Origin of the sequence: Lunatimonas lonarensis, assembly GCF_000390185.1 — a bacterium.
Lineage (GTDB): Bacteria > Bacteroidota > Bacteroidia > Cytophagales > Cyclobacteriaceae > Lunatimonas > Lunatimonas lonarensis.
Window position 1 is genome coordinate 1 of sequence record NZ_AQHR01000114.1, and the last position, 14,913, is coordinate 14,913.

Sequence of the window (14,913 nt, forward strand, 5' to 3'; positions counted from 1 at the left end):
GCAATATAGGCAGATTTTGATCATTTACAAAATGCCTAATTCAAAAATCAATTTCTATCCAATACAAAATCTAGCCCGTCCCAAAGGTGGAAACCCGCACTCTTACCTATTGGAATGAAATGCCGCTGACAAAATTATGGAACTAACACAAGTAGCGATTACCGCCGCATTTCCTAAACTTGCTTACCCTATATCTAATGGATTCAGGCAGCAGTTATGCTGTTAATCTCCTACTACACACTTGAAAAAACCCTTTACAGTATGTGATTACCTCAACTACAAAAATATTCCACGGAATATCTTTGAAATACTGGTGTACTGATAGGTAACATAGATTCAATACCCCATGGAAATCTCTATATTTTTTGCTAAATTCGATGCTATAAAAAACTCATTATAAATTCTACCATTATCCTTTTTAAAACTGATTTTGATCACCTTTTACCAAACAACACGATTACTTTATAATTTAATTGAGCCAACATCATGGGTAAATCACATAAATTCAAGAAAAAATTATTCAAATATAATTTTATTCCTCCCAAAAAATGGAGGCCAGCTGCCACTGCTTTGGTTGCTGCTATTTTCGGACTTGGACTATACTTGTTCAAGCTTAGTAATGCTGTCTCTTACTTATCAGACGACCCTCAAGCTTGTGTCAACTGTCATATTATGACACCTCAATACATTACATGGACGCATAGCTCCCATAGAGAAGTTGCACATTGTAATGATTGCCATGTTCCGCATGATAACATTGCTAGCAAGTATTATTTCAAGGCTAAAGATGGACTTTATCATGCATCCATTTTCACTTTGAGAGCAGAGCCACAGGTTATTCGTGCTTTAGAACCATCCATCAATGTCATTCAAAACAACTGTATCCGCTGCCATGAAGCTCAGGTCACAGATGCAAAATTGACCGGATTTGTAGAAGACCATTTTGTGCACCGCACCGACCGTATTTGTTGGGAGTGTCATCGAGAAGTCCCCCATGGAAAGGTCAAAAGTCTGTCTTCGGTAGGCCATCAAATTGAACCTATTCGGGCACATGCGCCGGCAGATATGCAAATCATACCCAAGTGGCTCCAAGAGTCAATCAATGAAGCTAAAAAATAAAGTCCCATAAAAATACCCACACTATGAAGAATTGGATTCTTTTCACTTTAACAGCAGTCATAGTCTTTTTACTGGCTATGTTGGCTTATTCCATAATGGACCGAAAAACAGAGGCCAAATTTGCTTACCAACCAAAGGTTCAACTGGAAGGCATCGAACCTAGAGACTCCATTTGGGGTCTCAATTATCCAAGGCAATATCAATCCTACATGAAAACGAGGGATACTACCTTCCGAAGCATGTATAATACCAGTGGATTTATTGATGCATTAGATGACCAGCCAGAACTGGTAATTTTATGGGCAGGTTATGGATTTAGCAAAGACTACAATCAACCCCGAGGGCATGCATGGGCTATCACTGACGTACACAATACCTTAAGAATTGGCTCTCCTATGGAGCCTGGTGATGGACCGCAGCCATCCACCTGTTGGACTTGCAAAAGTACGGACGTTCCACGACTCATGAGCGAAATGGGAGTTATGGAATACTACAGTCAAAAACTTTCCGACATGGGCTCGGAAGTCATCAATCCAATCGGTTGTGCTGACTGTCACAATCCACAGACCATGAATCTGACGATTACCAGACCTGCTTTGATAGAAGCATTTGAAGCAATGGGGAAAGACATTAATCAGGCTTCTCATCAAGAAATGCGTTCTTTAGTATGTGCACAATGCCATGTAGAGTACTACTTTGACAAAACAAAACCTGGAAACGAAAAAGCCTCCTACTTGACTTTCCCTTGGAAAGATGGTCTGACTGTTGAAAATATGGAGTCTTATTTTGATAAGATTGATTTTACCGATTGGGTTCATCCTATCAGTAAGGCTCGCATGCTGAAAGCACAGCACCCTGATTACGAATTGTATGAAATGAGCGTACACGCAAAAAGGGGCGTTTCCTGTGCCGACTGTCACATGCCTTATAAAAACGAAGGAGGTCAAAAATTTACAGATCACCACATCGGTTCGCCTTTAGCAAATATTGAAAACTCCTGTTTTGTTTGCCACCGAGAGAAACAAGCAGATTTGATGACGGATGTGTACGATCGTCAACGAAAAATCAAGGAAGGTGCTTCCAAAGTTCAGAAAATGATTGCGATGGCTCATATTGAAGCAGGCAAAGCTTGGGAATTGGGGGCAACTGGTGAGCAAATGAAGGAAATCCTTCGAGGTATCCGACATGCGCAGTGGAGATGGGACTTTGTGGTGGCTTCTCACGGCGGAGCGTTTCATGCACCGATTGAATCCAGCCGTATTATTACTTCAGCCACTGGAATCATCCAAGAGACGCGCATTCAACTGACGCGATTACTTGCATCTTTGGGACATAACAAACCTGTTGACATGCCTGACTTCACCAGTAAATCTGCTTTACAGGCCTACATAGGTTTAGACATTCCAGCAGAAAAAGCTGCAAAATCTAAGTTTTTGGAGGAGGTTGTACCTAATTGGATTCGTGAAGGAAAAGCAAGGGAAGCAAAAAAAGATGTAAAAACCGTTTCTTCACGCTAATCAGCTACAATCATGAACAAGTACATTTCGTTACTTACAGGTTTGCTGATACTAGCAGGTCTATCAGATAGCTACGCCCAATTTAAAGTTGATGGACAAATCCTTCAACGTTCCGAATACAGAAATGGCTTTGGAGGACTTATCCGAGAAAATCAAGACCCAGCCCTATTTACTGCACATAGAGCCCGGTTACAGGCACTTTATGAAATGGATAATTTCACTTTTTACATGAGCGTGCAGGACATCCGAACATGGGGTTCTACACCACAAGTAAAAGCAAGCGATAATTTTCTTTCTGTACATGAAGCTTGGGCACAGGTAAAAGTAGGCGAATACTGGCATATCAAGCTCGGTCGACAAGAATTGAATTACGATAATTTCCGTTTCTTAGGTAACCTTGATTGGGCACTCCAAGCTCGTGCACACGATTTTGCACTAGCAAAGTATGAAAAGGGAAGCATGAAATTCCACTTCGGAGGGGCTTACAATCAGGCAGCTCAATCACTTACAGATCAACCATTTTTGATTCCCAATCAATACAAAGCTGCACAAATGGCCCGCTATGAAAATAAATGGGGAAAAGTTTCCTTTTCAGCCTTGTTTTGGAATGATGGAAGAGAATGGCAGACTTTTGATAATACAGGAACTTTAACTGATAAAGGTATCCGATATCGCTCTACCTTGGGAGTTCCTACATTCAAATACAACTCAGGAAACTCACAAATTTCTGCTTTCTATTACCATCAATTTGGACAGGACATTGTTGGCACTTCTCTGAATGCCTACAATTTCAGTATCGCTTACAACCATGTAATCCCGGTAGATAGAGAAGCAGGTAAGTTATGGACCCTTTCTGTGGGCACAGAGCATATCAGTGGCACAAGCAATGCCGGCGACACCAAAAACCGCTCATACAACCCACTCTACGGGACCAATCACTTATTCAACGGTTACATGGATTTATTCTTCGTTGGGGGAACTCATGAAAACTCTGTGGGGGTGGAAGATTACTTTGTCCGATCCCGCTATGCATTTGGACCAAAGTTTTTCCTTCAGGGTGACTACCACTTGTTCTATGCCCAAAGTGATGTATTCGACTTAAGAACTTCAAGTCAAAACTTGATGAACAGCTACTTCGGATCTGAAGTGGATCTTACCCTTGGCTGGATTGTCAACGATGCCTTTTCCATTCAGGCAGGCTATAGCCAATTCTTCCACACGGATACATTTGCTTACCTCAAGAGTGTCGACAATGCAAAAAACACACAAAACTGGGCTTATTTAATGCTCATCTTCAGACCTACGATGAAGAATAAATTTATAGGAGTACTGCTTTAATTATGAAGATTACCAAGATTCTACTTTCCACCAAAGTTTCCCTCGTCCTGCTCCTTTCTTATGCAGTGGCAATGGGGGCGGCTACCTTTATAGAAAACGATCATGGCACTGCCGTAGCACGGGGCTTGGTGTACGATGCTTGGTGGTTTGAAATTATTCAATTATGGCTGGCAGTGAATTTTATTGCCCATATTCAACAGTACAAGTTATTTCATGCCAATCGATGGCCAATCGGACTCTTCCATATAGCCTTTGTGATTATTATATTGGGAGCTGGTGTCACTCGCTATTTCAGTCAGGAAGGCATGATGCATATTCGGGAAGGTGATGATCAGGATACCTTTTATACCACTGAAAAATACCTGCAAATCCAAGAAGTACAATCCGGAAAGTCTCTGGAAAAACAATTGCTTTTGCTTCCCAAAAACTTTAAACCTCGGTCAGTAAATGCTAGCTTAGGCCACCAAGACATAGAAGTGGTCTTTGAACAATACATTCAAGGAGCAACTGAAACATTTGTGGACGGCTCCAACACCTATGTTGATGTAGCTGTAGCCATGGGTGCAGGGAGAGAAGATTACCTGATTGATAATGGACGGTTTATCCAAATAGGCTCATTGACACTCAGCACAAGCAATGACAAGCATCACCCGATCAGAATTTACAAAGATGGGGACTCTTGGGTCATCAGTTCGGATGTTCATCTGCAATTAATGGAAATGAGTACTCAACAGATGGGTACTATGCATGCTGGAGAAACACAAAAACTCCAATTGCGAACACTGTATCAATGGGATGAAGGGGCTTTCTTGGTCAAAACTGTTCAAGAAAAAGCACAAGTAGTCTATGTGCCGGAAGAAGATGAGCAAATTGCCAAAAACCTAATCGATGTTATTCATTACCGGGTTTTAGATAAAAATAAAAATGAGGTGGCCAATGCCTATGCAAAAATGGTCAGCCTAAATCCAAATTGGTCTCAATTTTCTATTGGTGATCAAAGTTATCGCATCACTTATGGTCCTAAAGCGATTACGTTGCCATTTTCCTTGTACTTAAGTAAATTTGATTTGGAACGCTATCCCGGTAGCCAAAGCCCATCAAGTTATGCCAGCGAGGTCATGGTGATGAATGGAGATGTGGAAGAATTTCCTTATCGGATTTTTATGAACAATGTCCTGGACTATAAAGGCTATCGTTTTTATCAAGCCTCTTATGATACGGATGAGAAAGGCACGGTTTTATCCATCAACCAAGACCGTCCAGGCACTTACCTCACCTATTTAGGTTATACCCTATTGACTATAGGGATGTTCCTGACCTTGTTTGCCAGAGGAAGCAGATTTACAATTCTCAATAAAAAAGTCAATAAAAGTAACAGCACGCAACAACTTCAACAGAAACCAAGCTCCATTATACAACCAATTGCCTTTGCATCTTTGGCTGCTATCGTGCTTGTATTCTCTTGGGGGATGATTCGTCCTGATAAGAAAGGGCAAGATTTCTGGATTCCTCAATCACATGCAGCTGCCTATGGTCAGTTGATTGTACAGGATCTGGATGGGCGAATGAAGCCATTGAATACCTTAGCCCATGAAATTGTCAGGAAAATAACCGGTAAATCGTATGCCGAGTTAGCACTTGGAGACGAAACTATCCGCATGAGTCCAGAGCAATTTATTTTGGCACTCCAAATGGACCCAAGAGGATTCAGCGAATTGCCTTTTATCAAAATCGACAAAGAAAAGTCTTTGGAAGTTTTCAAAGCTTTGGATAAAACTCCAGCCAACAAATTAAGCTTCATGGATTTTGTCGATGAACAGGGTGAGTATAAAATCCAGCATTTGGTAGAAGAAGCCAATCAGCTTAAACCATCGCAAAGAAATGAAGCGCATAATGAGCTATTGAAAACGGATGAACGCTTTAACATTTTCTATGGATTACTGACAGGCGATTTCCTCCGCTTATTTCCTAATCGCTGGGATGCCAACAACACCTGGTTTACTGGACAGCAATTCATGCAGGGCTTCGATGATGAGGATGCTGTATTTGTGAAAAATATTACTCCGCTATACTTACAAGCTTTGCAAAAAGGAATCGATACAGGAGATTGGGAAGATGCTGATGAAACATTGTCTTACATTTCCCTATATCAGCAAAAAGCAGGCGATGAGGTCTACCCTAGTGGTACTACTGTCCAAGCTGAATTATTATATACACAACTGAATCTAGGAACCCGTCTATTCGGGCCCTTTTGGCTGCTTGGAATTTTCATGCTAGTTCTGGCTATCTGGATGCTATTCAAAAATAGCTCTTGGTTAGTGAAAAGTTGGCAAATCGGAAGTATATTGAGTTGGATAGGCTTTGCAGTTTTCACCTTTCACCTTGGCTTAAGATGGTATATTGCTAAGCACCCACCTTGGAGCGACGGCTTTGAAATGTTGGTTTTTGTAGCGTGGGGAGTACTCTTGTTCGGCTTACTTTTTGCCAAAAAATCCAAATTTACGGTTCCTTTGGGGCTGTTATTCTCAGGAACACTATTGTTCGTAGGTTTCCTCGATTGGCTCAATCCAGAAATCACCAATTTGATGCCTGTCTTGCATTCTTACTGGCTAAAAATCCATGTGGCCATCATCGTGAGTGGATATGCGCCTTTGGCGCTGTCTGCTATCATTGGATTGCTTTGTTTGATTTTCTTGATCTTCAAACCGCAAACCGCTGAAAAAAGCTGGTTTTCCAATATCAGGGAACTTCAAATTGTCAATGAAATGTCTATTACGATCGGATTGTTCTTACTGACCATAGGAACTTTCCTGGGAGGTGTTTGGGCCAATGAGAGCTGGGGTAGGTATTGGGCATGGGACCCAAAAGAAACTTGGGCTTTAATTTCGATTATTGTCTATGCTATTGTCTTACACATTCGATTGGTTCCAACCCTTAAAAGCAGCCTTTTGTATAACATTGCCAGTCTTTGGGCATTCGGAGCTATCATCATGACTTCATTTGGTGTCAATTACTACCTATCAGGATTACACTCTTATGCCAAAGGTGACCCTGTGCCTGTGCCAATGTGGGTGTATTGGGTAGTAGTGGTATTGCTTGTAATTACAGTAGCAGCAATTTTCCGCTTCCGTCAGATGAATACAGAAGATAAAAAAGCCTTGCTCGTCTAAACCAGGTGAGCAAGGACCGTTTCTCCATTTTCTACTTCCAAGGCTATTTCCTTCATTGTTTTCTTTGTCAACATTTGAATGACATGGCCTCGGATTTTTTTAATATCATTGTGAAGGGGACAGGGATTAGTTTCTGAGCACTCAGTTAGACCAAGACTACAACCACTAAACAAGCCATCTCCATCAATTGCCGACACCAAGTCCTTCAACGTAAATTTCTCGTGCTCTTGCGATACATAAAAGCCACCTGTAGGCCCTTTTTGAGAACCGATAATTTTCTTTCTCACCAAATCTTGTAAGATTTTAGCGGTGAAAGGCTCTGGGGCTTGCACAAATTCAGCAGCTTCTTTAGCTCCTACTTTAGCTCCATTTAGACTTTGCTTCCATACGTATATGACTGCCTTGATCCCGTATTGACAAGCTTTAGAAAACATAATTCATTGTGTTTGAAACCAAAAATACGGATAAATTTGTCCGATTTTCAAAAAAACAGCAGCTATTTTCCAGAGAGAATAGCTGCTTTTGGAATTCAGGATTAGCTAATCATCAAGGAAACTTCAAGCTGAGCATCACAAAGAAATTTCTCCCTGGTGCAAACAAGGGTCTCCTATCAGGTCCTATAGGACGGTTTAAGTGTTCATAATACGCCTGGTTGAGTAAGTTCTGAGCACCAATTTTTAGTGCTAATTGAGACGTAATCGCGTACGATGCATCGACATCAACTAGCGTAAATCCCGGGGTGGCCATTTCACCAAAGAGTGCTGAAACTCTGTTTTGTGAAGTCACATGGCGTAATCGGAGCGCTGTATGCAGCTTATTCTCCAAATGATTTCCTATCAAAGCATAGCGAATGTCCAAAGGTGCAATTTCAGGAAGTGCTTCTGAGATATTAAGATTTTGACCATAAGTATAGGCAAACGCAAACTGCTGCTGCACTCCCCAACCCAAATACTGACTCAGGCTAAGTTCTATCCCTGTCTTCAACGCTCTATCGATGTTGATAAATTGCCTAACTCCAGGAGCAGAGGCTATTCTCGGGGTCAATTCTGTTCGCTCTGCTGTAATATAATCGGTCAAGTAGGCAGCAAAGGCATTAAACTCTACTTGGATTTTTTCTTTCCCATAGCCTACTACAAAATCTAACTGATTATTGGTTTCAGGTTTCAGTGCCGCATTCCCCACTAGCTCATAAGGGTCCATGCCAACTGGAAAGTAATTGATAAATCGCTCTGTCAAACTACCACTTCGCTGTACCCTAGCCAACCACACACTTAGATTAAGTTCATCTGTCAAGTCCTTTTTAAGTCCCAAAGAAATACCAGGATTCAATTGAGTGACTTGACTTGCTCCATTGGCTTGTTCGAATTCTGGTTCAACATCCCTCGCCACAGCGTGATTGACATCCATGCGACCACTTACTGAGAGCATGTATGCACCTAATGGCAAATTATAATTCACAAAAGTTCCTAATTTTTGAATCTGTGAATTCTGCCAGGCATTATCCAATACAACTCTTCCAGCCATAGGGCCCATCAAAAATTCCCTTTCCCGGATTCCTTGTGCAGACTCAGAGCGGTAATCTGCCCCCGCATACATTCGTCCATTTCCTAACTTCCACAAACCTTCCGTACGTCCACCATAATTCTGAGTAAAAGCTGGTACTCGTGCATTGCTCATTCTAGGATTTAAATCTCTTAACAAATTATCCATCAGGTGGTCTACTTTAGTAAGATAAATAGAAGATGTCCATGACAATAAGTTACGTTGCTGATAGGTACGTGTATGCCTCAAGGAAGCCATCCACGTGTCATCCGAACGTAAATCCATCGCCAAACTTGGAAAATCTACGTCTCTGGCAAAATTCCTATTGACCGTCACCTGAACCAAATCTCTTCTACCCACTTTAAAATCCCCATACATTCCGACCGTTCCTCTTCTAAAATTTGCTGGCACTACATTGCCCTCACCATCTACATAATCAGTGCCTGTAGACCATGACCCCATGACTCCGATATCATGATTCTCCCCTGACACCCCTACTCTGCCTTCATGTCTCCATATATTCCCATTACTCTCATACATAGTCGAATATCGTCCATAGACTCCATTGGGAGAGGAAAAGTTAGGATCTTCTTGTACAAAGTTGATCGTTCCGCCCAACCCAATGCCGTAGCGAAGGGCATGCGGTCCCTTGAGGATTTCCACTTGCTTGATACGGTTTAAGGCAATTTGAGAAGTTGGAGGATCCATTCGATTGGGGCAGGCGGCAATGGCTGACTGAAGGCCATCAATGACAATATTTAATTGCTCATACTTAAACCCTCTCATTACAGGATCAAAAGCAAAAGCCCCACTTTTTCGTATCCCGTTGACAACAGGATTTTGATTTAATATAGCTCCTGCATCGTGGTGGAGACGCTCTTGATCGGATATCATGATCCGCTGATCTTTTTCATCCGTTTGTTTTAAAGAAATTATGGTGATCGGTTGCAAATGATAGGATTGTTCCATCCGTAAAATCTTGCCCACCCCTATAGCCGATTCGAGTTCTGATGCTTTTAAAGTCCATTTACCATATAAAACATGACTAAAATGAATGGATTCTCCTGCTTGAAAGCGAAGGGTGATTTTTCCAGAATCATCTGAAATACCGGATTGATCAGCATACTGATAAGTCAATCCAATGATGGGTTCTAATGTTTGGCGATCGAGTAACTGGATCGTCTGGGCATTAGAAAATGTGATTGTTCCCCATAACAATAGGAGATGCAGGGATATATGCGCTTGAATTAAAGGCGAGTTCATAAGAGTAATTTTGAAATTAAAGTAAGGCTTGGACAAAACCGATCCATGCTAACTCGCAGAGGAGTAGCTGGCAGGTAATTTGTCAATACACATGTGGATCTTTAAAAAAATCAGGCAGTTGGAGGATGAAAGAATTCAAGATAAGCTCCTTGAGGTTGATTGGCTGGCACGAATAAACATTCAGACCTATCAACTACTTTTCTCTGGGTTAAAAAAACCTGATTGGCAGATGTCGACAAGTACAGCATTTGTACCTCTTCAGGAATCAGCCCCTTCTTGTTGTCTTTATGATCTTTTGCTTGGTCCAAGCGCTTATCCAATTCACACAATCCATCACATGCCAATTCAGGCTGCGCTTTGTTTTCACAAAAGGCCTCTGCAATAGCTACCCTATTCAAGTAAAAATGCGTCTGAATCAGGGAATAGTTCATTCCTGAAAGCAGCAATAGCAGTGATAGGGCTATATGTGTAAGAAACTTCAGCATTTGCTATAGAGTTGCAAATTAGTTTTCATTCATTGTTATCATGTGACCAAGGTCACGGTTAATGCTTTCTTTATTTTTTGTTTGTTGAGATTTTCTCTTCCTCCTATTGACCATAATCTTGATAAGTACAATCGCAGCCATCATGACAAACATGGTAATGATCGTCCAACCATTGATGATACCAAAAAGAATTCTCCATTCAGGCAGTTTTACAAGAGCAGCACCCAATCTTCCCAACAAGCTCAACTGAAAAACCACCCATCCTATCCAAAGAACCGGATGATAGGGTTTTTCCTGAATGGAGAGAATCATGGGAAAGATAATCGGGGCATGGGCCCAGATCATGGAGAAAGCAAAACCTAAAAAGAAGGTGTGCAGGTAAAGGTCATAAAATAAGGGATGGGAATTTAAAAAGCACAATATCAACCCATGCAATACCAACCAAACATAACCCACCTTCAGGCCAACTCCGATGTATTTGAACTGCTTTTCTTTCTTGGCAGCAATTTTCGCCATATCAAAGTGTAGCAACCAAAAGGCAATGAATATGGCAGCAAATCCCATGACCCAGTTACCGGACTGATGGAAAGGCATCCACATGCCGATAAAAAATAATGCTAGTAGAATGTAAAGAATAATTTTAGCATAGCTTGGTGTTGGTAAAAACTTACTTAACTCCAATCGCTCTCCTACGATTGTAAATAAAAGAAAGCCAATCCACCATGGAACAGCCGCAGGGACAAAATCACTTGTAATCAATGCAACATTGCCAATCATCCAAGAAATCGCTCCTATAGACATGACATATTGATAGGGCTTGGGATGCCTTAGGCTTTGAAAGTACATCATCAATACCAAGCCCACACTTCCTGTCAATTGCAAGTAGAAAGCAAAAAAACTCCACCCCGGAATCACTAATACCGGGATGGAGAAACCGTTTAAAAGTACTACCAACAACCACCATTTATTCTTCATTACCATGGCCCTCTCAAGGGAAATGAGAGTTCCGAGAAACCCTCCCACCATCAATAAACCATGTTGCATACCTGCCCCGGCCAACATCCATGTCATATCTCCTAAGCGGTTAGCACCACCACTGATACCTAAGAGCAAAGCTCCAATCACAAAGGGGAAAATCAAGGCTGGTTTTAAAATCGTTTTCATAGTAAAGGACTTTTTTATCCTTTTTTAGTTTTTGAAAAAAGGGAAATTTAAAATATCCCTCTATCAATGGCTCAAAGATAGTGAAAAAATATTATCGGACAAATATATCTTTTATTTTTTAAAGTAATTTTTCACTGTCTAAAAAAATGAATAACATTAACAAACCATTAAAAAATTTTAGAGGACAAATTTATCCTTTTTTAAACAAAACAGCGAATTATTACCAGAATATTTTTCATGATTTAAGTCAAGTCCATGCATGACAAATACCCTATTCCAACCATTACCTTACAATTATCTTGTTCAAGTTTATAACATATAAAATTAACAGGTAATCAATGGATCAATTTGTCATCAAAAGAAACGGAGAATACGCCCCATTCGAAGCATACAAAATAAAGGATGCACTTATTAAAGGGTTTCAGAGCGTACATCAGGTATATGACCCTGTAGTCTTTCAAAAAATATTAAAGAAACTAGATGTTCAAACCACCTGGGCGGTAGAGGATATTCAGGATATCATTGAGAAGCAGCTTTTTGAAACTGGTAATTTTGATATCATGCGCTCTTTTATGCTTTACCGGCACACTAGGAAAATGCAACGGGAACACGTAGCCGGGCTAAATGAAGACACCACCTATGTGGACAGCACACAGACTATAGAAGAATATATTATGGAAACCGATTGGCGGATCAACGCCAATGCTAATACCTCCTATTCCAATGCAGGGTTGGTGAATAATGTTGCCGGGAAAATCATCGCCAATTATTGGTTGGACAAAATCTACAACAAGGAAGAAGGCTATGCCCACCGCAATGGGGACATACACATTCACGACCTGGATTGTCTTACCGGCTATTGTGCCGGATGGTCTCTCAGGGTGTTACTCAATGAGGGCTTCAACGGTGTACGGGGAAGGGTGGAAAGTAGGCCCCCCTCCCACTTTCGTGAGGCGCTTGGACAGATGGCCAATTTTCTCGGGATACTTCAAAGCGAATGGGCCGGTGCACAGGCCTTCAGTTCTTTTGATACTTATCTGGCGCCTTATGTTTTCAAAGACAATTTAAGTCAAAAAGACGTAGAAAAAGCCATTCGTTCTTTTGTATACAACTTAAATGTTCCCGCAAGATGGGGACAATCCCCTTTTACCAATATTACTTTGGACTGGGTGGTTCCGGAGGACCTCAAAGATCAAATTCCCACTAAAAATGACCTTCACCTTTTCAAAGGATTGGAGGACCCCGGGTTTTTGATCAGGGTGATAGGTAGAGGGGTCAATAATGTAGAAGAAATGACTTATAAGCATTTCCAAAAGGAAATGAACATGATCAATAAGGCCTACTACACAATAATGACAGAAGGAGACGCCTCCGGACAGCCCTTCACATTTCCTATTCCTACCGTCAATATCACAGAAGATTTTGACTGGTATGGAGAAAATACAGACTTGCTTTTTGAGAATACCGCCAAAATTGGTTCTTCCTACTTCCAAAACTTTATTGGAAGTCAATACATGTATGATGAAAATGGAAATAAAATAGAAAACCCCGAAGCCTATAAGCCCAATGCGGTCCGCAGTATGTGTTGTAGGCTACAGTTGGACCTAAGGGAACTATTGAAGCGGGGCAATGGTCTTTTTGGCTCAGCAGAGATGACCGGAAGTATTGGAGTAGTCACCATCAATATGGCCCGATTGGGATATATCTATAGGGGAAACAAACAAGGGCTTTACGACAGACTGGACACCTTAATGGCCATTGCTAAATCTACCTTGGAGAAAAAGAGAAATTTTATTCAGGAAATGTACGATCGAGGACTTTACCCTTACACCAAAAGGTACCTACCACATTTCAGAAACCACTTCTCCACCATTGGAGTCAATGGAATGAATGAAATGATATTGAATTTCACTTGTGAAAATGAAGATATAACAGGAGATTTTGGGCAGCAGTTTGCCACTGAAATTCTGGAATACATCAGAAATAGGATGAAAGAATTCCAAGAAGAAACTGGAAACCTTTACAACCTGGAGGCCACCCCGGCCGAAGGCACTACTTATCGCTTTGCCAAAGAAGACCGCAAACGCTTCGGGGATATCATTCAGGCTGGGACCGGCGAAAACATCTATTATACCAACAGTTCCCAAATACCGGTGGATTTTACTGATGATCCATTTGAAGCCTTGATGCTTCAGGATGAATTACAGTGTAAATATACAGGGGGAACCGTCCTGCACTTGTACATGCGGGAAAAACTTTCCACGCCGGAAGCTTGCCGCAACCTGGTCAAAAAGGTCCTCTCCAATTTTAAACTCCCTTACATTACGGTAACTCCTGTATTCAGCATCTGTCCTGTACATGGATACCTGAATGGTGAACATGAATATTGCCCAAAATGTGATGAAATTCTATTAGATCAAATTAACCATAAAACCTCTTAAGTTATGCAAACAAATGAAGCAACAATTGAAAAAATTGAAACCCAAACCTGGCTGGAAGCCAACAGGGATAAAAGAACCAAATGTTTGGTCTATACCCGGGTAATGGGATACCACAGGCCAGTAGAAAGTTTTAACATTGGAAAAAAAGGTGAACACAAGCAACGGGAACATTTCAAAGAAGAAAAGGACAGATACTGCTAGACCCATTTATAGCATTACCCCTTTTACATTACTGGATTATCCTGACCATACAGCCTGCATCCTTTGGTTTGCAGGCTGTAACATGCGTTGTGGATACTGTTACAATCCTGAGATTGTAGACGGAAAAGGTAAGATCAGCTATGGGGATGTTCTTCATTTTCTGGAGAAAAGAAAAAATCTTCTGGATGCGGTAGTATTCAGTGGTGGGGAGTGTACCCTCCATCAAAATGTCCTGTGGTTAGCCCATCAAATCAAAGAATTGGGCATGAAGGTGAAGATCGACACCAACGGCAGCAGACCGCACGTTTTGGAAAACCTCATCGCAGAGAAACTGGTAGATTACGTCGCTTTGGACTTTAAAGCCCTGCCTGGAGCTTATCAGAAAATAACAGCCTCCCAGCTTTACGGTGAATTTGTAGAAAGTCTGGACATCTTGGTCAGTAACAATATTCCTTTTGAGGTCCGCACTACCCTACACAGTAGGTTAATTAGTCAAAGTGATCTGGTAGAAATGGCTAAATTCCTTCAAGAAAAAGGCTATCAAGGAAAATACTATTTACAACATTATGTTGGGGACACAGGCAGTATTTCTTTTTTGCCTGAAAGCTGCAAGAGTGTTTTTATCAACAGTGAATTTGAACTCCCAAAAAACATTATTTGGCGGAACTAAAAA

At 41.2% G+C, this 14,913-nt stretch carries 9 protein-coding genes and 1 pseudogene; 6 read left to right on the plus strand and 4 right to left on the minus strand.

Annotation, left to right across the window (positions count from 1 at the left end; translation table 11 throughout):
* Nucleotides 1-486 precede the first annotated feature (486 nt).
* From nrfH to ccsA, 4 genes are read left to right on the plus strand one after another with little or no spacing between them, the layout of a single operon-like run.
* Nucleotides 487-1,119 (plus strand): cytochrome c nitrite reductase small subunit, encoded by a 633-nt coding sequence (nrfH, locus tag ADIS_RS20710; protein ID WP_035807182.1) that lies wholly within the window; start codon nucleotides 487-489, stop codon nucleotides 1,117-1,119.
* Between the two features lie 23 nt (nucleotides 1,120-1,142).
* The gene (gene nrfA, locus ADIS_RS20715; protein ID WP_010856686.1) at nucleotides 1,143-2,636 is read left to right on the plus strand and encodes an ammonia-forming cytochrome c nitrite reductase; all 1,494 of its coding nucleotides are present in this window, start codon (nucleotides 1,143-1,145) and stop codon (nucleotides 2,634-2,636) included.
* A 12-nt stretch (nucleotides 2,637-2,648) separates the two neighbouring features.
* On the plus strand, nucleotides 2,649-3,974 hold the full coding sequence (locus tag ADIS_RS20720) for an alginate export family protein (RefSeq protein ID WP_010856687.1): 1,326 nt from the start codon (nucleotides 2,649-2,651) through the stop codon (nucleotides 3,972-3,974).
* A 2-nt stretch (nucleotides 3,975-3,976) separates the two neighbouring features.
* Nucleotides 3,977-7,144 carry a cytochrome c biogenesis protein gene (gene ccsA, locus ADIS_RS20725; protein WP_010856688.1) on the plus strand — a complete coding sequence of 1,056 codons (3,168 nt, stop codon included), beginning with the start codon at nucleotides 3,977-3,979 and terminating at the stop codon, nucleotides 7,142-7,144.
* Here the strand turns inward: ccsA and ADIS_RS20730 are convergent.
* The 4 genes from ADIS_RS20730 to ADIS_RS20745 all read right to left on the minus strand — a co-directional run bounded on the left by ADIS_RS20730 (nucleotide 7,141) and on the right by ADIS_RS20745 (nucleotide 11,598).
* Complete coding sequence (locus tag ADIS_RS20730) at nucleotides 7,141-7,578, minus strand: RrF2 family transcriptional regulator (protein WP_010856689.1); 438 nt, start codon at nucleotides 7,576-7,578, stop codon at nucleotides 7,141-7,143. The genes ccsA and ADIS_RS20730 overlap by 4 nt on opposite strands.
* Nucleotides 7,579-7,690: 112 nt before the next feature.
* Entirely contained in the window at nucleotides 7,691-9,949 is a 2,259-nt protein-coding gene (locus ADIS_RS20735; RefSeq protein ID WP_010856690.1) for a TonB-dependent receptor domain-containing protein, read from the minus strand.
* Nucleotides 9,950-10,059: 110 nt separating this feature from the next.
* Nucleotides 10,060-10,434, minus strand: coding sequence for a hypothetical protein (locus ADIS_RS22495; RefSeq protein WP_010856691.1), 375 nt, complete (start codon nucleotides 10,432-10,434; stop codon nucleotides 10,060-10,062).
* An 18-nt stretch (nucleotides 10,435-10,452) separates the two neighbouring features.
* Nucleotides 10,453-11,598 (minus strand): hypothetical protein, encoded by a 1,146-nt coding sequence (locus ADIS_RS20745; protein WP_010856692.1) that lies wholly within the window; start codon nucleotides 11,596-11,598, stop codon nucleotides 10,453-10,455.
* Nucleotides 11,599-11,936: 338 nt separating this feature from the next.
* Here ADIS_RS20745 and ADIS_RS20750 point away from each other — a divergent pair.
* Both ADIS_RS20750 and ADIS_RS20760 read left to right on the plus strand, forming a co-directional pair.
* Nucleotides 11,937-14,240 (plus strand): annotated as a pseudogene (locus ADIS_RS20750) (ribonucleoside triphosphate reductase).
* The gene (locus ADIS_RS20760; RefSeq protein ID WP_051113369.1) at nucleotides 14,188-14,910 is read left to right on the plus strand and encodes an anaerobic ribonucleoside-triphosphate reductase activating protein; all 723 of its coding nucleotides are present in this window, start codon (nucleotides 14,188-14,190) and stop codon (nucleotides 14,908-14,910) included. The pseudogene ADIS_RS20750 and the gene ADIS_RS20760 overlap by 53 nt, the downstream one beginning before the upstream one ends.
* The last annotated feature ends 3 nt before the right edge of the window (nucleotides 14,911-14,913 follow it).

What these genes read in the sequence shown, in the direction of transcription:
- nrfH (WP_035807182.1), top strand. Translation starts at nt 487, where the DNA reads ATGGGTAAATCACATAAATTCAAGAAAAAATTATTCAAATATAATTTT.
- nrfA (WP_010856686.1), top strand. Translation starts at nt 1,143, where the DNA reads ATGAAGAATTGGATTCTTTTCACTTTAACAGCAGTCATAGTCTTTTTA.
- ADIS_RS20720 (WP_010856687.1), top strand. Translation starts at nt 2,649, where the DNA reads ATGAACAAGTACATTTCGTTACTTACAGGTTTGCTGATACTAGCAGGT.
- ccsA (WP_010856688.1), top strand. Translation starts at nt 3,977, where the DNA reads ATGAAGATTACCAAGATTCTACTTTCCACCAAAGTTTCCCTCGTCCTG.
- ADIS_RS20730 (WP_010856689.1), bottom strand. Translation starts at nt 7,578, where the DNA reads ATGTTTTCTAAAGCTTGTCAATACGGGATCAAGGCAGTCATATACGTA.
- ADIS_RS20735 (WP_010856690.1), bottom strand. Translation starts at nt 9,949, where the DNA reads ATGAACTCGCCTTTAATTCAAGCGCATATATCCCTGCATCTCCTATTG.
- ADIS_RS22495 (WP_010856691.1), bottom strand. Translation starts at nt 10,434, where the DNA reads ATGCTGAAGTTTCTTACACATATAGCCCTATCACTGCTATTGCTGCTT.
- ADIS_RS20745 (WP_010856692.1), bottom strand. Translation starts at nt 11,598, where the DNA reads ATGAAAACGATTTTAAAACCAGCCTTGATTTTCCCCTTTGTGATTGGA.